This window comes from Azospirillum fermentarium, from assembly GCF_025961205.1.
Classification (GTDB): domain Bacteria; phylum Pseudomonadota; class Alphaproteobacteria; order Azospirillales; family Azospirillaceae; genus Azospirillum; species Azospirillum fermentarium.
In genome coordinates this window covers 790,917-809,935 of the sequence record NZ_JAOQNH010000002.1, presented here as the reverse complement: position 1 = coordinate 809,935, position 19,019 = coordinate 790,917, and the positions used below count along the sequence as shown (strand labels likewise).

Genomic DNA, 19,019 nt, shown 5'->3' with positions numbered 1-19,019 from the left:
CTACGGCCGGCACGCCCGTATCACCGCCATCACCCGTTCCATCTCTTCCGGCGTGGTGTTCCGCCGCAACACGGCCTGCCACAGCCCGTGCTCCTTCAGCCCGCCGGCGATGCAGTGGCAGCTTTGCACGCATCCCTCCTCATCCGCTCCCGTCTGGACGCAGGACGCCACGCAACTGGCGTGGAAGGACCGCTCCGTCTCGTCCCCCGCAGGCGACAGGCCGGCGGCGGTGATCCCCCACAGCAGCCCGAACAGCACCGGCTGGTGGATCAGGTAGACGGGCAGGCTGTGCCGCCCCAGCCAGGCGAGCGAAGCGGGCGCCCCGCCGCCGGCCCGTTCCCCCCACAGCCGCCCGGCGGCCATGCCCAGCAGCAGCACGCCGAACCACGGGAACAGCGGCACGTAATCGTTGGCGTCGGGTTCATGGGTTACCAGCCCCACCCACGACAGCCAGGGGCTGTCGAACAGGGGGAAGCCCATCCACTGGGGCAGGGCCAGCACCGCCACGCCCGCCAGGGCGGTCACCGCCGCCGGCAGCCGCAGGAAGGCCAGACCCAGCAGGCTGCCCACCGCCAGATGGTGCAGGACTCCGAAGAGGATCGGGCTCTGGGGAAAGACCGCCAGAGACACCGCGGTGATGGCCGCCGCCGCCGCGGCCAGCAGCGCCCAGCGGCGCCCGAACCGCCGCCGGTCCATCCCCCCGCGGGTGGACAGGACCAGCGACACCCCGGCCAGGAACAGGAATGCCGACAGAATGCCGGCCCGCGCCGCCAGCCACGCCGGGCTGGCGAACAGGTTCAGGGTCAGCCAGCCGAAATGATTGAGATCCCACGACAGGTGATAGAGCACCATCGCCACCACGGCGCCGCCGCGGGCGGCGTCGATGCGGGGCAGCCGGGCAAGGGATAAGGCGGGGTCAGTCATTGTGGGCGTCTCCGGCGGCGGTGACCGTGGCCCGCCGCACGGTTTCCCGGTGCAGGATGTACAGGCCGCTGGCCGCCACCACAGCCGCACCCACCAGCGTCCACAGATCGGGAATTTCGTTCCAGAACATCCAGCCGAACAGCAGCGCGAACAGCAATGCGGCGTAATTGAACGGCGCCACCACCGCCGCGGGGGCCAGGGCATAGGCGCGGGTCATGAAAAGCTGGGCCACGCCGCCGGTCAGCCCGCAGCCGGCCAGCAGCAGCCAGTCCCACCCCTGCGGCGTCACCCAGACGAAGGGCTGGGCCAGCGCGCACAGCAGCGTGGTGATGAGGGTGAAGTAGAAGACGATGGTGGTCGGCGGCTCGGTCCGGCTCAATTGCCGGATGGTGACCATGGCCAGCGACTGGCACAGCGCCGCGGCCAGCGCCACCAGGGTGCCCACCTCCAGCACGTCGCCGGTGGGGCGCAGCATGATCAGCGTGCCGCCGAATCCCACCCCCACCGCCGCCCAGCGGAACAGCCCCACCCGCTCCCCCAGCAGCGGCACCGACAGCGCCGTCAGGAACAGGGGCGAGGTGAAGTTGAAGGCGATCGCCGTGCCCAGCGGCAGCAGATGGAACGACCAGAACATCAGCGACATGGCCGTCAGGCCGATGACCGACCGCCACAGATGCCCCAGCGGGTGGGCGGTGCGCAGGCTGGGCAGCCCGCCGCTCATGGCCACCGCGATGCCCACCGGCACCAGCGCCAGCAGGTTGCGGAAGAAAGTGACCTCGGCCAGCGGATACCGCTCCGCGGCCAGCTTCACCAGCAGGTTCAAAATGGAAAAGATGAACACCGACACCAGCATCAGGGCGATGGCGAGCGGCGCGTTTTCCGTGCGGATATCGGGGGGGGCGGGGGAGTCTCTCACAGGCCGCACGGTAACAAAACTCCGCCGTCCCGTCACCGCGGGGGCGGGGTCCGGTCCATGCCGCCGGGGAATGGCCGGTGTGCGGCCCGGCCAAACCCCTTGGCATCATGGGTTTACTTATCGGCGAGTTCGGCGCGGATTTCCTCTTCGGCCTGGATCCAATGGTCCATGGCGCGGCCTTCGGGACGGCCCTGGGCCTCCCAGATCTGATAGGCGCGTTCCTGGATCAGCCGGTTCTGCTCGCCGCTCAGCAGCCCTTCGGCGATGTGCATGTTGAGCCGCGCCAGCGACACCAGCTTGCTTTCCTCGATCGTCCCCTCGGTCACCTGCATGGTGGTGGCGGAAACGTACTGGGCCAGGTTCTTCAGGTTTTCCTTGACCTCGACCGGCAGGGGGCTGGCGTCGTCCTGCACCAGCAGCTTGATGGCGACCCAGATCTTGAGGTTGTGGTCCAGCGCGATGCTGACGGTTTCGGGGCTGTTGGCCTCGATCAGCAGGGTGGCGGCGTGGGTCAGGGTGCGGGCGTCGCCCTCGGGCCGGGTGAAGCCGGTCTTGAGGATGGCGTCGGCGCCGGCGTCGATGACCGACTTGGCGTCCGGGGCGGCAACGGTGGTGGCTTCGACGGCCGCAGCGGTGGTCTTGCGCTTGGACATGTGTGTTCTTCCCCGTTTCGTTCGTTCCGCGCGCCGGACGTGAACCGGCCCGATGGTGCGCGCGTCAGAGTGCCGCGACGGGGAGGATTAGTAAAGACGGTGCAGCACACGCTTCGCCGGAAAACCCGCCGCTCTTCGTCGCAGAGCGGGGGATCAGTCGCCGGTCAAGGCGCCGAAGGGCAGGCGGAAGGTGAAGCCCAGCATCTCGCCGTCGTCCCGTCCGCCGCCGGTTCCGCGCATGCGGGTGTATCCCAGCGTCACCCGCGCGTTGTTGTCGAAGGCATAGCCGATCTCGAGCTGGGAGCGGAACTCCACCGCCTCCCCCTCGGGCCGCAGCCGGTTGGGGGTATAGCCGGCACCGATGCTGGGGGTGAAGGTGAAGCCGCCGCCCACCGGCACATCCAGCAGCACACCGCCGCTGGACAGCGGCGCCCCGCCCGCCCCCGGCGTGGCCGACACCCACGGGCTCAGCGCCGCATAGGGCTGGAGCCAGGGCAGCAGCGCCCCGCCGACCCGGTATTTGTCCTGCAGCCCGAACAGCTCCGTCCGTCGCCCGGCGGCACCGCCGGTTTCCACGGGTGCGGGGGCCGGGGCGGGCAGCGCGCCGACGGTCCAGCCGGCAGGCGCATCCACGGTGCGGGTCTGGGGGGCGGCGATGGCCGGCGGAGACAGGATGCAGAACGCCGCCGCCGTGAGAGCGGCGGCACGGCGGGCGAAGGCAAGGGCAGGGCCGGAGCGGGTGCGTTCCATGACTTCCCCCTGGGGCCGGTGGTTTCATCCCGATTATGATGCCGTGCCGAATGATCGCACCACAAAATAAAGGGATTCCACCAACGGTCCGCAAGGGGGGATGGGGGGCCCGCCGTCAGTTCCCCACCATGCGCTCCAGCGCCGTGATGGCGTTGCGGGCCAGCGGGATGCTGTACGCATCGGGACCGGCACCGCCGTTCGGGGCGATGCGCTCCGTCGCATGGCGCAGCGCGCGGATGACGCCGCTGATGGTCGTCGGTTCGATCTGCCGCAGCAGGGCGCCCGTTTCGTCACGGGTCAGTTCCGCCACCCTGTCCCGCACGCCGTCGTCGTCGGAGGGCAGGGTCCGCCACCCCGTCACCTGCCGTTCCATCACGTCCAGCAGCAGCGTCACCGGATCGGGGGTGCGGGAATTCTGCACGCGAAGGCGTGCGGCTGTGGTATCCACCACGTCAGCCATGAGTCGACTCCTCTTATCGTGTTGTAGTCGAGTTGTGGTCAGGCCGGACGGGAGGGTGCCTGCCCACCCGTTCGGCCGCTTGCGCTCACCCCGCGGGATCACGGTTGCGGGGGCCACGAATCGTACATTCGTATGCCGAGCCGCGCAATGCGTTTCCGCGTGGGGTTGAGACGACGCAAGGAAAATACACCCAAACGGGATCTTTCCCTGAAGGGCTGCCCGATCGTCAGGAATTCAGCCGGTTTTGCTCCATCACAACGCGATGCGGGTTGCGATGGCGTCATAGGGGGCGGTCAGACCATTGCCGTTTTTGTCACGGTCCACCAGTCCGGCGGCGGCGAGCGCTTCCACATCCTCGTGAACCCGGCGGTAATCGCGCCCCACCGCACGCGCCAGCGCGCTGATGCTGGGGGCCGGCTCCCGGTGAAGATGGCGCAGCAATTCCAGGCGCTTGGGCGTCAGCACACGGGCCAGGGTTTCGAAACTGTCGAACGACAGGTGCCGTTCCTGCTGCACCTCGCCACGCTCGGCACGTTTCCAGGCTTCCACGAAGCGCTGGCCAAAATCGGCGGCGGTGTCGCCCACGTGAACGTTGAGATCGCCGGTCATCACACGTCTCCTCCCGCTGCCCGCACGTCGGCGAGAAAGTCCATCATCAACCGTTCCGGTGTCGTGAAGGCATACGGTTCCTCACACGTGCCATAGTGCCGGTGGTCGCCCTTGCCGCGTTCGTTGTCGTAGCCGACCACCCGTTCGCCGCCGACAATATAAACCAGCGAATACTTGAGCGGATGCGTGGATGGTGGCACCGGCTCAGGCACCAGCCAGATCCTGGCCTGCATGATGGCGCCACTGGAAAGAAGGCGGCGTTCCGCATGAAGCAGGGTGGCTTTGGGCACGGCACTGCCGCCTCCGGTTGCTATGGGGAACTCTGTCACGAAACACCTATGCCGTCAAATGCCATAGGTGTTTCCGCAGACGTGCCCCATGGCAACCGACCGCCGCCGCTACCCGAAGAACCCGACCCGCTGGGTGATCGCCGAGCCGGTGCGCACGATCAGGTCGTACAGGCCGGTCATGGGGCGGAACAGCCGCTCGTTTTCCTGGCGGTAGTTCTGGCTTTCGTCGCTGACATAGGTGGCGGGCTCGCCGTAGTCGGCATCCTCCGGCCCGGTGTCGGTGGTGGCGGGGAAGATCTCCTCCAACTGCGACACGGCGGTGGGGATGTCCAGGTGCAGGATGCGGGCGATCACCCGCTCGCGGGTGGTGGAATGCTGGCTGGAGAATTCCGGGATGTGGGTCGCCAGCCGGAACACCTCGTGGATCAGCGCCAGACGCAGGGCGTGCAGCAGGCGCAGGCCCGTGCGGCAGTCGCCGTCCAGCAGCGCCGCACAGCCCGGACCCGTGCGGGCCAGACCGTCGCGCAGCATGGTGTGGTCGCGGTACAGCTTGCGGAAGATGCGCATCTGCCGCACATGGGCCGGGCTGTTTTCCAGATGGTCGGCCAGATTGCGCATCTCCTCCGCCCGCGCCGGCTCCCGTTCGCGCGCGGCCAGCGTCAGCCACAGTTCCGGGTCCATCATGTCGATGTACGCCTTCAGCGCGTCCGGCTCGGCGACGGCGAAGCCGTATTCCACGATGCCCAGCAACTGGCGGAACCGCGGCGAGCGGGCGTAGAGGGCGGCGAAGCGCTCGGGATCCTTGTCGATGGCCGCCCCGAACCCGCCGATGACGTTGGCGGGCAGCCCCTGCTGCAGCAGGATGGCGTTGTGGGGGATGGCGCGGATCTGGGAGATGTTCTGCTGGTCGATGCTGTCGGTGCTGCCGTCGTGCTGGCGCTTGAACGCCCGGCTGCCCGAGGGGTAGAGCAGGCTGCCGCCGAACGTCCCCACCAGAACGGCGTAATTGGGGTCGCGCACCAGCGCCACCTGGAACTCCTTCACCGTGGTGAAGACTTCGGTGATGTAGTCGTTCTCGTCGTAGAAGGGATCGTCGGTGCCGGCGGGCCGCTCGCCCAGCATGTACTGCACGATGCGGGTGACCACGGCAAAGGCCGACGCCTCGGTCACGAAATAGAGGAAGCCGTCGCCGCCCTGGAAGCTGACCTCCTGCTTGTACGGTACGCCCAGTTCGGCCAGCGACGACAGCCACGCCGGGGGGGCGATGTACGACAGGCGCTCGGTGAAGCTGGCCGGGTGGGCGCCGCGGCCGATGGATTCACCATGGGTGTCGAACACCACAAGCTGGACGCCGGTCAGCCCGTGCTTCCTGAACAGGCGCGCCACGCGGCTGCGCAGCCGCTCGATGGAGGCGGCGGCGGGCGTCTGGCCCAGATAGCGCCCGGCGTCGGAATAGCCGGTCTGGATGCACAGCCGCCCGCGCTTTTGCACATAGGCGCGGTAGTGCGGGTTCTCCAGCAGGGTGTCGATGACGCGGCTGCCCAGTTCCAGTGCGCGTTCCGTCTCGAACAGCGGCGAGATGTCCAGCCGGTCCTCGATCCCGAACAGGCGGGCGTAATAGAGCGCGGTCAGCACGGTGAACGCCGCCTCGCTCTCCGCGATCAGGAAGCGGACGGGGACCGTGGAGTCCGAATACTTCAGCATCTGGGCCACGGTCATGAACAGCCGCTTGGCCGAGGTGCGCTCGCCGATCAGGGAGCCGAAGTTGATGGCGACCGGCTGCACCGTGTCCAGAAGCTGGGTCAGCCGTTCCAGATAGGACTGGCGGAACCGCGGGTCGTCGGGCGCGGTCTCCAGCCCCACCGCCTTGCGGATGGCGTTGTGAAGCTGGGTGGAGTTGATGCGCACATGGGTGTGGGCCACCCCCAGCCCGTAATTGGCCAGTTCCGCCCGCAGCACGGTCAGGCGCAGCACCGCCGGCATCGCCGCCGCCCCGCGGCTGCCCAGCAGGCGGATGGCGCGGTTGACCCGCTCCACCAGGAACGCCCCGTCGGTCAGGCGGAAGGCGCGGTCCTCGTGCATCCGGCGGGAGATGCGCTGCAGGTGCTTCTGCGAATCCGCCCGCTGGGGGTCGTGGACGGCGAAGACGCTGATTTCGTCGGTGATCTCGTGGATCGCCAGCACCAGCCGGGATTCGATCTGCTCCAGCGTGTGGCGCAGTTCCTCATCGTCGGGCACGGCGGCGCGGGCACCCTGCACCTCCGCCAGATACTGGCGAAGCTGCTGAAGCTGGACCTTCTGCCGCTTGTGCAGCATGTCGGTCCACTTGATGTCCGACCGCCCGTCGATGTCGTAGCCGACCCAGCTCGCCACCGTCAGCAGCTTGGGCGTCAGGTCGGTCCAGTGGTCGGGATAGAGGGTTGCCGCCTCTTCGAAGATCAGGCCGTAGAGCCGGCGCAGCGCGGCGTGGATGTTGCCCAGGGCGTGCAGCGACAGCTCATGCTCGCGCGAGAGCGTGAGGTTGGCGTCGGGCCGGTGCTCCGACCGCGCCATGCGGCTGACCAATGCTGCGCGCTTGGACGCGGTGAGCGGCTGGCCCTGCTCGTCGCGGTCCAGCGCCAGACAGGCCAGCGCCGTCATCAGCGGGCCGGACAGGTTGAAGGTGGGGTGGGCGGTGATGACGATGCCGAACACCTCCGCCTCCACCCGGCGGCGGAAATCGGCGAAGGGGATGGGGGCGGCCTCGCCGTCGGGCTGGGCGATGGAGCGGACCAGCCGGCGGATCACGGCGTCGTTGGCCGCCGGGTCGGTTTCGCCCAGCTTGGCGGCGAATCGCCGGGTGCGGCCCAGGAAGCCGTCCGCCGACAGGTATTGCAGAAGCTGCTCCACCGTGCCCAGGTCGAGCGTACCCGCGGCCAGCCGCCGGTTGATTTCCAGCGACAGGTGCAGGATGGGGTTGGTGAAGGGGTCTTCCTCGCTCTCGCGCGTGAAACGGTCGAGGCAGGCGCCGAGGTCGGCCACCAGGGCGGCGCAATCCAGCGCCGCGGGAGCCGGGAACCGGGCCACCGGGTCGGTCAGCAACGGCCCGGTCGGCAGAGTCCAGCCGGTGCCTGTGTCCGTGGTCCGGGTGTCGTCGTTCCGGCGGCGGCTGGAGTCACGGGCGTTGCGGGCGGCTTTGGCCTCGGCCTCGGTCATTGCGGGTGTTCCCGAATGGTTTGGTCAACAATACGGGGAACGATGCGGTGCAACAGGGCGGGTGTCAATCGCTCTTGTCGCAATTGGTGAGACCAGTTGCCAGCGCCTGCGCCAGCCGCTCCAGAGCCGGTTCCCAATCCGTGTCCGCGGGGGCACGGCGCACGGCGGTCAGGGTCGGATACCACGGCCCCCCAGGCCGATAGCCCCAGCACCAATGCCCCGACGGGCGCACCAGAACATGGCCGGGGCGGCCCAGGGCACCGGCCAGATGGGCGGCGGGGCCGTCGGCGGCAACCACGCGATCGACCGCGCTCAGCGCCGCGGCGGTCTCCACCGGCTCGTCGGCGGTCAGGGTGATCCGCGGCCCGGCTGTCGCAGCACCGCCGGTCAGGCGGGGCAGGGGCGGTTGGCCGGCGGGAACCGAGGGGGCGATCCAGGCGACGGTCCAGCGGTCCGGGTCCACCCGATCCAGCACCGCCGCCATCAGGTCCGTCTGTTCCGGCGGCGGCGCCACCACGCCCAGCCAGCGCCGCCCACCGGCGTCGGCCTCCGCCAGCCGGGCCGCCATGCGCGCCACCAGAACCGGCGGTGCCCGCAGGGACGGGGTAAGGGCGGTCAGATCCTCCCGCCGGGGGGCCAGCAGGGGGGCCAGACCGCTCAGGGAGCACCACAGGTCGGCCTCGGCATAGGCGCCGCGGGGGTGGGGATAGGCGGCCGCCACCCCCGCCACGGTGGACAGAAGCTGCGCCAGGGACGGATGGGCCAGCACGCGCACCGGCCCGCCGCAGCGGGCGGCCAGGGTCAGCAGCCGGGCCAGCAGAACGGTGTCGGTGATGGTCAGGCGGGCGTCCACCAGCAGCCGCCGTCCCTCCAGCGGCGTCCCGTCCCACAGGGGCGGGCGGGCGGTGTCCGGTTCGGCGGCCAGAGGGCGGATGTGCTCGGCCAGCACCGGCCACGCCTTGGTCACATAGCCCTGGCGCAGGTCCATCTCGGCCTGCAGCCAGTGGCGCTCGGGGGCGTCGGGGCGCACCTCCGCCACCCGTTCCAGGCAGCGGCGGGCGCCGTCGGCGTTGCCCATGTCGATCAGCGCCCGCGCCATCCCCAGATAAGGCTGGGGCGAGCGGGGAAAGCGCTGCACCAGCGCCGACCACAGGGCCAGGGCAGCGGGATAGTCCCCCTGGGTCCGCACCGCCTCGGCCAGCAGGAAGCGGGGCAGCATGGCGTTGGGGCGCAGGGCCGCAGCCTGTTTCAGCACCGCCGCCGCCTCCGCCGCCATCCCGGCGGCCAGCAGGATGCGGCCATCGACGATCAGCCCGTCGGTGTGGGTGGGGTCGATGGCACGGGCCTGCCGGCTGGCCTCCAGCGCCTCGCTCACGCGGCCCATCTCCACCAGCGTTTCCGCCCGCTCCAGCCACAGCCCGTGATGGCCGGGGTTGACCGTGGTGGCGTGGTGCAGCAGCGCCGCCGCCGCCGTCCGGTTGCCCCGGCGGCGCAGCAGCTTCGCCAGCCCGCTGCAGGCCAGGGGGTGGTCGGGGTCGGCGGCCAGGGCGCGGCGGTAGCAGCCGGCGGCCTCCTCGTCCTCCCCCGCCGCGGCCAGCAGGGCGGCATAGTTGGACAGGGTGACCGGGTTGCCGGGGGCCAGCGTCAGGGCGCGGTCGAAACAGACCCGCGCGTCGTCGTGATTGCCGGCGGCGGTGTGGGCCAGCGCCAGATTGGCGAAGGCGTCGGGGTTGTAGGCGTCGAGCGATGCGGCGCTGCCCAGCGCCGCCACCGCATCGGCGGTGCGCCCGCCGTGCAGGTAGCAGCAGCCCAGCGCCACATAGGCGTCGGCGAACCGCGGTTCGGCGTCGATCAGATCGCCCAGCAGGGCGATCGCCTTGACCGTGCTCCCGCCCTGGGCCAGGACCAGCGCCTCGTTGAGCGCCTGGTTGCGGGTCGCCAGCCCCCGGCCCGCCGTGGTCAGCAGGGTGGGCAGGGAAGGGGACGTGGGACCGTTCACCGTGCCCTCCCCCCCAGCGTGTCGATGGCGTCCAGCAGGGCGGGCAGCCCGTCCGGCTGCTCCCGCCGGGTGGCGGCCGCGGCGGCGGCCCGTTCCGCCGCCTGGGGGTCGTCCAGCACACCCGTCACCGCGCGGGCCAGCAGGGCGGGGCCGTCCCGGCCCTCCACCGCCACGGCGCAGCCCAGACGGGCCAGGGCCGCGCCGTTCAGCCCATGCTCCAGATGCTGGGTGAACAGCACCTGCGGACGGCCCGCCGCCAGCGCGGCGGCGGCGGTGCCCAGCCCGCCGTGATGGACCACGGCCCCGTGCCCGGCCAGCATCTCGGCCAGCGGCGGCGGGCGGTCGTGAACGGTTACCCCCAAGGCCGCCAGCCCGTCGCGCAGCCGCAGCGGCGCCCGGCGGATGGTGGCGGCGAGGCGGATGCCCTGCTCCTTGGCCCGTTCGGCCAGCGCCATCAGGGCCGGGGCGGTCGGTGCGTAATCCCCGCCCAGATAGACGAAGGCCGAACGCGGATCGGCGGGCGGCGGCAGGGGCGGGGGCAGCGGCTCCAGCGGCGCGTAAAGCGGCTCCAGCCGCAGGTCGCGGTAGGGGTCGAACAGCTCCAGCCCAAAGGCAAAGCCGCGGTCCCCCCCCAGCAATTCGCCGAGAGAGGCGGGGGCGGGCGCGCGGCGGGCGGCCTGGATCTGCGCCGCCACCTCCAGGATGTGGCGGGCCGGAACCCCCGGCCCGGAGCGGGTGGCCAGCGGCGGCAGTTCGGCCAGATGGCGGGGCGGCAGGGTGAAGCCGTTGCCCACCGCCAGCACCGGCACGAAGCTCCACGCCGCCAGCGTCGCCACCGGGGCGTAATCGGCGACGATGACGTCGGGCGCCACCAGCCCCAGCAGCATCTCCCACGCCCGCACCGCCGGCATCAGCGTGCGCGCGTGGGAAAAGCCGGTGGCGTAGAGGATGTCGGGCAGGCTGGACAGCGGCAGCCGGGTGCCGGCCAGGGCGAAGTTCGGCCCCACCAGCGGCGCCTGGAACATGGGGGCGGTGACGCCCAGCACGTCCGCCGCCTCGTCCAGGCTGCGGACGGCATAGGCGATCTCGTGGCCGCGGGCCTGCACCGCCGCGCCGATGCGGCGAAGCTGCGCCAGATGCCCGTACCCGGCCCCCAGTTCCCAAACCAGAAGAATGCGCGCCATGGCCGTTACGACAGGATCATGACTTTGGGCTGGCTGGGCACGAGTTGGCTGCCGGGGCAGTTGGTGCTGTTCTGGATGTTCATGCTCAGCATCTTGTCGGCGGGGGGACCGGTGAAGAACACCTTGACGCTGGTCAGCACCTTGCGTTCCGGCCCCATCACCATGCCCGACGCCACGCCCATGGCCACGCCGGGGTTGTCGCCCATGCTCATCGGCACGACGCTCAGCATGTTGTGGGTCGGGCAGCACATGGTCAGGATGGTCGGCGCCGTCGGGATGCCGGTCGGCGTCATGGCGATGTTGGGATAGGGGATGGGGATGGGCGGCAGCGGCGGTGCCGGCGTCAGGCACACATCCGGGAACCCGAAGTTCATCCCCATCATCTGGCAGGTGGCGAAGACCATGGCGTACCCCCCGTCTCAGGTCATGCTGATGCGCGAACCGGTGATGACCACGTCGTCCACCGCCGACACCGACGTGCGCGCCCCCCGGACCAGGGCGGTTTCGCCGGCCTGATACACCAGATCGCGGGCCTGCACCGTGTCGGCCCCCTGGACCATCCGCGTGGAGGTGCCGGCGGACGCGGTGACCCGCTCGGCCACGCTCATCACCGACAGGGCGACGGTCTTCAGCGTGTCGGCGGTGGCCTCCACCAGCCGGCCCACCAGCGTGGCGCTGTCCGCCCGCACCGCCACGCGGCGGGCCGTCACCTCGGCGTCCGGGGCCTGCAGCGCCGCCCGGCGGGACGCGGCGATGGTGACGGCGGGGGCCGCCAGGGTCACGTCGCGGTTCCCGCCGCCGGTCAGGGTCACCGGCGCCTCGGCGCCGCGGTCCAGCACCGCCAGGATGCGCTGGCCCACGGGCGACTCCGCCAGCAGCAGCACCGTGTCGCCCACCGCCGGTTCCACCAGGCACGACACCGCCCGGCCCGCCGCCAGCGCCCGCCCGCCGCTTTCCACCGTCCAGGCGCCGCCGCCGTGGCCGGCGGTGACCACCGCCACGGTCAGGGCAGGGGCGGGGGACAGGGCAAGGGTCGCCATCGCCGGGCCGGACGTGTCGCTGTGCGGGGGGGTGCGGTCAACGTGCATGGGGGCGTTCCTGATATGAGGGGCGGTAACTGTAGCAGAAAAGGGGCGGGTCAGGCGGGGCGGCGGGCGGCGGGGGTGAAATCCTCCGCCGCCTTGCGCTGGGGATCGGTGCCGAGCGCCACGGCCCGGTTGGATCCCGTCCACACGCTGTCGGTCTCGACGGTGTTGTGCAGGCTGGTGCGGTAGAGGCCGGCGTTCATCACACGCGCCCCGGTCAGGTCGGCTCCGGCGAAATCGGCGGTGGCCAGATTGGTGTCGTTGAACACCGTGCCCCGGCACACCGCCCCGCCGAACTGGGCCTGCTCCAGATGCGACCCGGAGAAATCGGCCCAGGTCAGCGTGGCCTTCTGGAAATTGGACTGCATCAGGTTGGCCGCGCGCAGGGTCGCCCCGGTCAGGTCGGCGCCGGTGAACAGCGCCCGCGCGATGAGCGAGCGGTCCAGCCGGGCGCCGCGCAGCGTGGCGTTCATGAACACGGTCTGGCCCAGGTCGCAGCCCTCCATCACCGTGCCGTCGAGAACCGCGTCGGTGAAGTTGCACAGGGGGAAGGCATATCCCGACAGGGTCAGCCCCGCCGCGTTCGCCTCGATGAAGGCGCAACGTTCGAACCGGGTGCCGGCGGTGCCCAGCCGCGCGAAGTCGGGCTTGTGCAGCGTCACCCCCACCAGGCGCGCGCCGGCGAAATCGGCGGTGCCCAGGGTGCCGCCCATCAGGGCGCATTCGGTCAGAGCGGCCCCGGTGAACACGCTGCCGGTCATGTCGCAGTCGCTGAAGGCGCAGCGGAACAGCCGCACCCCGTCGAACCGCGCCCCGGCGAAGGTGCAGTCGGTGAAGGCGCAGGTTTCCAGATCGGCGCCGGTGAAATCGGCCCCGGCGAAGTCGCACTGCACGAAGGCGGTGGTGCGCGGTGCGGTGCGGTCCCAGCGGGTGCGGGTGAAACCGCCCTTGGTGAAGATGGCGTTCTCCAGGCCGATGCCGCTGAAATCGGCGTTGGTGAAGGTGCAGCGGGTGAGCATCCCGTTGCTCACCCGCAGGCTGCCCAGGTCATAGCCGGTGCAGTCCAGATCCTCCGCGATGCCGATGGAGGACAGCAGATCCTGCAGCTCGGCCACGGTCACGGATGTGGGGCGTTCGATCATGGCCTCACCATGTCTTGCGGCGGGTGAAGAGGGTCAGGCCGAAATTGGTGCGGTCCAGTTTCGCCCCCTCCAGATTGGCTTCGTCCAGCATGGCGGAGAACATGTTGGCGTCGGTGACCGCCGCATCGCTCAGCAGCGTCTTGCGGAACACCGCATTGAACCCGTCGGCCCCGGCCAGAGTGGCCGTGCACGCGTCGGCGGCGGTGAAATGGGCACCGCGCAACGATGCTCCCGACAGGTCGGCGCCGCGCAGGTCGGCCTGGGTGAACACCGTGTCGTCCAGCCGGGCGCCGGTCAGCCGGGCGCCGGCCAGGCTGCATTTGTACCACGACGTGCCGTCGGCATCGCACCACGACAGGTCGGCACCGCGCAGGTCGGCCTTGCTGGAGGTGCTGATGGCGCGGATATGCGCCCCGCGCAGCGACAGCCCCGGTGCGGTCAGGTCGGGCAGCCCCACCCGTTCGATCCGCGCCCCGGACATGTCGGCCCGGCTCAGGTCCGCCTGCACCAGGGCCGACAGGGTGAGCGTGACGCCGGCCATGCGCGCGTCCGCCATCCGCGGCTTGACCCACGCGGTGGTGTCGAACACCGCCCCGGTCAGGTCGGCGGCGGTCAGGTCGGCGTCGATCGCCAGCATCCCGGTCAGGGTGCAGCGGGACAGGTCGGCGCCGGGCAGCGACGCCCGCATCATGATGGCCCGGGTCAGGTCGGCCCCGGCGAAACGGGCGCCGGCCCCCCGCACGGCGGACAGGTTGCAGCCGGCCATGACGGCCCCGGCGAAGCCGGCGCCGTCCAGCACCGCTTCGGTGAACACCGCCTGTTCCAGATTGGCGCCGTCGAAGCGGCAGCCGGTCAGGTCGGCCTTTTCCAGCATCACGCCCCGCAGGTCGGCGCCGCTGAAATCCATGCCGGCCAGCCGCGCACCGGCCAGATCGCGGCCCGCCAGCGTGTGTCCCTGGTCCAGAAGTTCGCGGATGTAACCGGCCAGATCCTCGCCCACCCCGTCGAACCACGGCTCTTCGGGGGCTATGGCGCTGGGGGCGATGCGGCGGACGCCGGCGAAGCCGGCCATCACCTCCTCCTCCCGTTCGGCGGGGTCGGGGATCTCGGTCTCCGCCTGGGCAAGGATGTCGGGATCGAGTTTCAGGCTGTTCAGGAAGAACGACGGACCGGATGCTTCCGGATGGGCGGGGGGGCGCAGGGCCGCCGGCTGCCACGCGGCGGTTTCGCGGGCCTTGCGCTTGCGCTCCTCCAGGGTTTCGGGGATGTGGCCCAGCGTTTTGGCGATGGCCGCCGCCTCCTCGCGGTGCTGCTCGGCTTTGGCCAGCGCCTCATCGCGCAGCGCTGCGACGTTTTCCACCTTGGCCTTGGCGTGGTCGATGATGGCCTTCAGGTCGATATCGAACTCCGCCACCTGGGTCGGGGTGACCACGGGGCCAAAGCTGTTGCGGTCGATGGGCGGCAGGTCGATGGGGTGATCAGCCGGCATCTTGTCCTTGACCTGCTCCAGCGCCTTGCGCCGCATGGCCTCGATGCGGGCGACCATGGCGTCCAGGGCGGCCTCGCGCTCGGCGGCCAGGGCCGCTTCCTCCTCCACGCTGCGCGGGGGGGAAAGCTGGCCGTCGGACAGGGCGTAGAGCCCCCCCTGCTCCGGGTCGAGCCGCAGGTCCAGGATCTCGCGGTAATAGTCGATGGGCCGCGGCGGGTCGTCCGCCCGCTCCCACGCCAGCAGCAGCGCCTCCACGTCCAGCCCGTCGCTGTCGCCGATCTCCACCCCCGCCCGGTGCAGGGTCACGCCGCGGCTCAGGCCGGGGAACAGCCACAGGGTATCGACGCGGGTGCCGCCCTCGATGAACTGCTCCCCCCCGTCCGGCCCGCGGCGGCGCACGAAGACGCGCACCCGGATGGCCGGGGTGCGGCCCGTCTGCACCGGCTTTTCCGGGTGCATGGCGGCGACGGTGAAGGGGGTGCCCGGTTCCAGATACCCCGGCAGCCATTGGTCGGGCGGGGCGGCGTTGAAGATGCGCCAGTCGATGTCCGCCGCCAGACCGGGGAAATCCTTTTCCAGCCATTCGGCGTCATAGGTGCCGGCCAGCCTCTGCCGCTGGGGCCACGCGATGTCCCGCGGCCCGAAACCGGCGGGAACCGGGGTATCGCGCGGGCTGGCGATCAGGTCGGCGGGGTTTTCCACGTTGGGCAGCGGCACCGGGGCTTCCCCGGCCATCACCCGGTCGATGGCGTTGTGGCCCTTGCCCACCGGGTTATCGGCGAACGCCGGCCCGCCGAAGGCGTTGGCCCAGGTCAGCGGCATGGCGGTGAAGGGGAGGGGGGCGGTGGCCATGGCCCGGCGGGGGCCGGGCACCGGGTTCCAGGACCGGTCGCCGAACACGATCAGCCGCTTGTCCACCGGCCCGATGCGCAGGCATGGTTCGGCCACCGTGCCCGGCGTGCCGGGGGCGGGATGGGCGCTGCCGCCCACCAGCACCTCGGCGTGGGGCTTGGGCATGGCGATATCCAGCAGGGCGTCGCCGCCCAGAACCGTCATCACCTCCGGCCACATCGCGCTGTCCAGCAGCAGACGGTCGGGGCGGGCGAAATCGAAATAGGCCAGCGCCGCCACCGACAGCCAGTGCCGGCCCCGGTGGGTGAACGGCTTGGAGAGAACCCCAAGGCGCATGGGCTTGACGATCTGCATCAGGGCTTCACGGTCAGACTGTTGATCTTGGTCTCGATGGTGCCGATCTTGGTTTCGAGCCCTTTGATCTTGGTGTCGGTGGCGGAGGTGACCTCCGCCTTGGCCGTGGTGATCTTGGCTTCGATTTCGGCGACGAGTTCGGCCTTGTCCTTCTTCGCCTCGGCGTCGCCCTGGGGGTTCACCTCCACCTTGTACGCCAGACAGCATTCGAACATGAAGCCGAGGAAGATCTCGGCGGCGGCGGCGATCTTGACCTCCAGCGTGCCGCCCAGGAAGAACTCGGCCACGGCGCCCAGATGGTTGGCGTTGGCCGCCGACAGGAAATTCTCGTTCACCGCCCCCATGAAGCTGGACGACACCGCCCCGTGGTAGACTTCCTTGGTGTTGCCCTTGGTAAAGGAATCCGTATCCCCCTCGGAATAGGATTTCACGTTGCCGTAGGACACCTCTTCGACGTCGCCGTCGTTGTACGAATAGCTGTAGCCGTACATGGAACTGCGGGCTTCGCCGTAATAGATGGAATCGTCGAAGCCGTAGAAGACGACGCGGTCCGTGCCCCAGTTGGTGGTGTAGGTGTCGCCGATGTAGGTCGTGTACAGGTCGCCGTTGACATAGACGTGCTGGTCGCCCTGGACGTGCAGGTATTCGTCGCCTTCCACATAGCGGTAATCGGTGCCGACGACGCGGGTGTGGCGGTCGCCCTGCACCACCTCGTGCAGGTCGCCGTCGGTGTAGTCCAGCCGCTCGCCCCGCGCGGTGATCGCCACCATGGGGGAGGACGGGTTGTCGTCGAAAACGATCTCGTGGTACTTGCCGCTGTAATCGGCGTCGCTGCTGATCCCGCCCGACCCGGAGCCGGCGTCGCGGATCTTGGACCGCAGGACCGAGCGCCACTGGTTGGTGGTGACCTCCGCCTCCTGCGGCCCCATGCCCTTCTGGTACTGGCTTTCGGTGCTGTCGTCGTCGGGCTGGGTGCGGAAGACGTCGTAGGCCGGGGCGGCGAAGGATTTGCCCTTGGAGAATTTGCCTCCCAGGCTCTTGCCGTTGGCGGCGGTGACGTCGAGGGTGAAGTTGCGGTTGGCCTTGATCGCCTCGTGGGCGTTCTCGGTGGCGTCCGCCTCGATGTAGGAATTGCGGTCGCTGTTGGAATAGGGCTTGAGCTTTTCCAGCCCGCCCTTGACGTTGGCATAGAGCGCCTCGACCCGGTCCTCGTCGGTGGGGTTGTAGACCGTGTGGCGGGTGTTGTTGGCGCGGGAATTCAGGTTGCCCACCACGATGGGCGAATTGGACCCGTGGGACGGGTACAGCAGCACCACCGTGTCGCCTTCGCGCGGGGTGAAGCGCACGCCGAAATTATCCCCCGCCCAGGCCTGCGCCACCTCCGCCCACACGACGTAGGACGGGTCGTTGACGAAATTGGGCAGAACGCTGACCCGGCCGTATTCGTCCGGGGTATCGGATTGGACGACACCCAATTCGATCTGGGACATGGCTCTCGATCTCCTGTGCGCGGACGGTGCTGCGTCTTGTCTTTATCTGTCCAGGGCGGGCGGGGCAGGGCGGCTCAGGCGTCCTGAAGGTGGCGGATATAATTCAGCATCTCGCCCAGCGGGGTGATCTGGTTGTCCTCGAAATCCATCTGGTCGTCCGGCAGCAGCGGCACGTACCGGCTGTCGGCGGGGAAGGCGGCGAAATCATTGCTGTAGCCCTGTTTGCCGATGCGGTGGCGCACGCGCTTGACGGTAAAGCCGCCCTTGATGTCCTCGCGCGCCGAACCGGCCAGCTGGAGCGTGTAGCCGGGGCAGACGTTGGGGCAGAAGCTGCGCGCCCGCAGGACAACGGCGGAGGATTCGAACGATGCCTGACGCTGGTCGTTCATGGCCTCCAGATGCTCCACGCTGGACGCGCTGCCCTTGGTCCATTCATAGGGCAGGTCGTAATCGGCGCCGCTGGTGGTGGTGGCCGGCATGCGCAGCATGTTGTGGGTGTGCAGCGGAATGGTCACCAGCCGCGACGGCACCACCCGGTGTTCCAGCGAGCAGGCGTCCACCTCGTCGGGGCGGAAACGGTCGGACCCGGAATAACCGTGGCGCAGCGTGATGCCCGACGCGGTGAAGGGCATGCCGGCATCCTGGATGATCATGGTGCTGCCGGTCTTCTTATGGTCGTAATAATAGAAGATGCCCTCTTCCGCCATGATCTGGCGCAGGAAGCTGTAGGACGAGATATTGTTCTGCGTGTAGAATTCATAGTCGGGATAGCTGTTGACCGTCAGAAAGCTGCGGTCGGTGATCCTATGCCCGTCCAGCACCGTTTCGATGATGTCGGTGGCCGGCTTGTTGTGGAAGATCCGGCTGCAGCGCGTCATCCGCAGCAGGCTGAAGGGCGGTACGATCTTGAAGCAATAGAAGGAATGACGCGGGTTGGTGCCCAGGAAGGTCGCCGACTGCACCACGCCGCTGAAGAGGCGTTCGGGCATGCCCGCCGCCTGCAGGGTCAGCACCGCGGGTGCGTTGACGAACGGGCGCAGTTCCAGCGCGTTGTTGGGCGAGAGGATGTAGACGGAAAACAGATAATCGCCGAACAGCGATTCCTCACCCTCGAAGCCCACGACCTGAAAGTCGTTTCCAATGCCAACCAAACTGAGGTCGATCGTCAACGGGTTCATGGCAGCCGGTCCGTGAGGAAGGGGGGGAGGAAAAGGCGCACGCCCTGATTGTTCGTTCCAGAACGGGAGGACCGCCACCTGCGCGTCATTCCGTGATCCGGCGAACATCCTTACGCTGCATACTACGGATAATCATACGGGTTAAAGAGCTTATCGGAGCCTCTTTGCGGCGGCCAGCGGGTTTGTGATGAGCATACTGAAATACTGTTGCAGTGGTTGAAAACCGTCCAGAACCGGCGGAACCCGGAAGAACAGATAAATCCGCGCACAACAAGCAACTCTGCCGCGTGCGGAAGGGGTCGTGTCTCCAGAATTAGACCATGTGTGCCTGAGGGTTTACGATGTGGCCGTGCAGATGTTGTTGTCTTTCAGCACAACCTGTCCGCGGAAGCGATGGCCACGGCTCGCGGCGGCATTAAGATCACATAATGAAGATTATGGAAAATAAT

The 19,019-nt window shown here is 69.3% G+C and carries 16 protein-coding genes; all 16 read right to left on the bottom strand.

The window, feature by feature from the left end; all coding sequences use genetic code 11:
* The 16 genes from M2352_RS18445 to M2352_RS18370 all read right to left on the bottom strand — a co-directional run bounded on the left by M2352_RS18445 (position 1) and on the right by M2352_RS18370 (position 18,570).
* Entirely contained in the window at positions 1 to 924 is a 924-nt protein-coding gene (locus tag M2352_RS18445) for a DUF1624 domain-containing protein (RefSeq protein WP_264665971.1), read from the bottom strand.
* Positions 917 to 1,849 (bottom strand): DMT family transporter, encoded by a 933-nt coding sequence (locus tag M2352_RS18440; protein WP_264665970.1) that lies wholly within the window; start codon positions 1,847 to 1,849, stop codon positions 917 to 919. The genes M2352_RS18445 and M2352_RS18440 overlap by 8 nt, the downstream gene beginning before the upstream one ends.
* Positions 1,850 to 1,953: 104 nt before the next feature.
* Positions 1,954 to 2,493, bottom strand: coding sequence for a DUF2934 domain-containing protein (locus M2352_RS18435; RefSeq protein WP_264665969.1), 540 nt, complete (start codon positions 2,491 to 2,493; stop codon positions 1,954 to 1,956).
* 153 nt (positions 2,494 to 2,646) lie between these two features.
* Entirely contained in the window at positions 2,647 to 3,243 is a 597-nt protein-coding gene (locus M2352_RS18430; protein WP_264665968.1) for a hypothetical protein, read from the bottom strand.
* A gap of 115 nt (positions 3,244 to 3,358) precedes the next feature.
* A complete protein-coding gene (locus M2352_RS18425; RefSeq protein WP_264665967.1) occupies positions 3,359 to 3,703 on the bottom strand; it encodes a hypothetical protein in 345 nt (114 codons plus the stop codon).
* Between the two features lie 252 nt (positions 3,704 to 3,955).
* A complete protein-coding gene (locus M2352_RS18420) occupies positions 3,956 to 4,312 on the bottom strand; it encodes an HVO_A0114 family putative DNA-binding protein (RefSeq protein WP_264665966.1) in 357 nt (118 codons plus the stop codon).
* Positions 4,312 to 4,602 (bottom strand): toxin-antitoxin system TumE family protein, encoded by a 291-nt coding sequence (locus tag M2352_RS18415; RefSeq protein WP_264665965.1) that lies wholly within the window; start codon positions 4,600 to 4,602, stop codon positions 4,312 to 4,314. The genes M2352_RS18420 and M2352_RS18415 overlap by 1 nt, the downstream gene beginning before the upstream one ends.
* Positions 4,603 to 4,710: 108 nt before the next feature.
* Complete coding sequence (locus M2352_RS18410; protein ID WP_264665964.1) at positions 4,711 to 7,797, bottom strand: phosphoenolpyruvate carboxylase; 3,087 nt, start codon at positions 7,795 to 7,797, stop codon at positions 4,711 to 4,713.
* A 64-nt stretch (positions 7,798 to 7,861) separates the two neighbouring features.
* The gene (locus tag M2352_RS18405) at positions 7,862 to 9,796 is read right to left on the bottom strand and encodes a tetratricopeptide repeat protein (RefSeq protein ID WP_264665963.1); all 1,935 of its coding nucleotides are present in this window, start codon (positions 9,794 to 9,796) and stop codon (positions 7,862 to 7,864) included.
* Positions 9,793 to 10,980 carry a nucleotide disphospho-sugar-binding domain-containing protein gene (locus M2352_RS18400; protein WP_264665962.1) on the bottom strand — a complete coding sequence of 396 codons (1,188 nt, stop codon included), beginning with the start codon at positions 10,978 to 10,980 and terminating at the stop codon, positions 9,793 to 9,795. Before M2352_RS18400 ends, M2352_RS18405 begins: the two co-directional genes overlap by 4 nt.
* A 5-nt stretch (positions 10,981 to 10,985) precedes the next feature.
* Positions 10,986 to 11,384: a DUF4150 domain-containing protein gene (locus M2352_RS18395; RefSeq protein ID WP_264665961.1), complete on the bottom strand. Its 399-nt coding sequence runs from the start codon at positions 11,382 to 11,384 to the stop codon at positions 10,986 to 10,988.
* Positions 11,385 to 11,399: 15 nt separating this feature from the next.
* Positions 11,400 to 12,068, bottom strand: a complete 669-nt coding sequence (locus M2352_RS18390; protein WP_264665960.1) for a DUF3540 domain-containing protein — start codon at positions 12,066 to 12,068, stop codon at positions 11,400 to 11,402.
* Between the two features lie 50 nt (positions 12,069 to 12,118).
* On the bottom strand, positions 12,119 to 13,207 hold the full coding sequence (locus M2352_RS18385) for a pentapeptide repeat-containing protein (protein ID WP_264665959.1): 1,089 nt from the start codon (positions 13,205 to 13,207) through the stop codon (positions 12,119 to 12,121).
* A gap of 4 nt (positions 13,208 to 13,211) precedes the next feature.
* Positions 13,212 to 15,902, bottom strand: coding sequence for a DUF2169 family type VI secretion system accessory protein (locus M2352_RS18380; RefSeq protein ID WP_264665958.1), 2,691 nt, complete (start codon positions 15,900 to 15,902; stop codon positions 13,212 to 13,214).
* Positions 15,902 to 17,392 (bottom strand): phage baseplate assembly protein V, encoded by a 1,491-nt coding sequence (locus M2352_RS18375; RefSeq protein ID WP_264665957.1) that lies wholly within the window; start codon positions 17,390 to 17,392, stop codon positions 15,902 to 15,904. Before M2352_RS18375 ends, M2352_RS18380 begins: the two co-directional genes overlap by 1 nt.
* Before the next feature lie 74 nt (positions 17,393 to 17,466).
* Positions 17,467 to 18,570, bottom strand: a complete 1,104-nt coding sequence (locus M2352_RS18370) for a type VI secretion system Vgr family protein (RefSeq protein WP_264665956.1) — start codon at positions 18,568 to 18,570, stop codon at positions 17,467 to 17,469.
* Positions 18,571 to 19,019 lie beyond the last annotated feature (449 nt).

Coding starts and splice junctions, on each gene's coding strand:
- M2352_RS18445 (WP_264665971.1), bottom strand. CDS start 924: ATGACTGACCCCGCCTTATCCCTTGCCCGGCTGCCCCGCATCGACGCC.
- M2352_RS18435 (WP_264665969.1), bottom strand. CDS start 2,493: ATGTCCAAGCGCAAGACCACCGCTGCGGCCGTCGAAGCCACCACCGTT.
- M2352_RS18430 (WP_264665968.1), bottom strand. CDS start 3,243: ATGGAACGCACCCGCTCCGGCCCTGCCCTTGCCTTCGCCCGCCGTGCC.
- M2352_RS18425 (WP_264665967.1), bottom strand. CDS start 3,703: ATGGCTGACGTGGTGGATACCACAGCCGCACGCCTTCGCGTGCAGAAT.
- M2352_RS18420 (WP_264665966.1), bottom strand. CDS start 4,312: ATGACCGGCGATCTCAACGTTCACGTGGGCGACACCGCCGCCGATTTT.
- M2352_RS18410 (WP_264665964.1), bottom strand. CDS start 7,797: ATGACCGAGGCCGAGGCCAAAGCCGCCCGCAACGCCCGTGACTCCAGC.
- M2352_RS18400 (WP_264665962.1), bottom strand. CDS start 10,980: ATGGCGCGCATTCTTCTGGTTTGGGAACTGGGGGCCGGGTACGGGCAT.
- M2352_RS18395 (WP_264665961.1), bottom strand. CDS start 11,384: ATGGTCTTCGCCACCTGCCAGATGATGGGGATGAACTTCGGGTTCCCG.
- M2352_RS18390 (WP_264665960.1), bottom strand. CDS start 12,068: ATGCACGTTGACCGCACCCCCCCGCACAGCGACACGTCCGGCCCGGCG.
- M2352_RS18385 (WP_264665959.1), bottom strand. CDS start 13,207: ATGATCGAACGCCCCACATCCGTGACCGTGGCCGAGCTGCAGGATCTG.
- M2352_RS18380 (WP_264665958.1), bottom strand. CDS start 15,902: ATGCAGATCGTCAAGCCCATGCGCCTTGGGGTTCTCTCCAAGCCGTTC.
- M2352_RS18375 (WP_264665957.1), bottom strand. CDS start 17,392: ATGTCCCAGATCGAATTGGGTGTCGTCCAATCCGATACCCCGGACGAA.
- M2352_RS18370 (WP_264665956.1), bottom strand. CDS start 18,570: ATGAACCCGTTGACGATCGACCTCAGTTTGGTTGGCATTGGAAACGAC.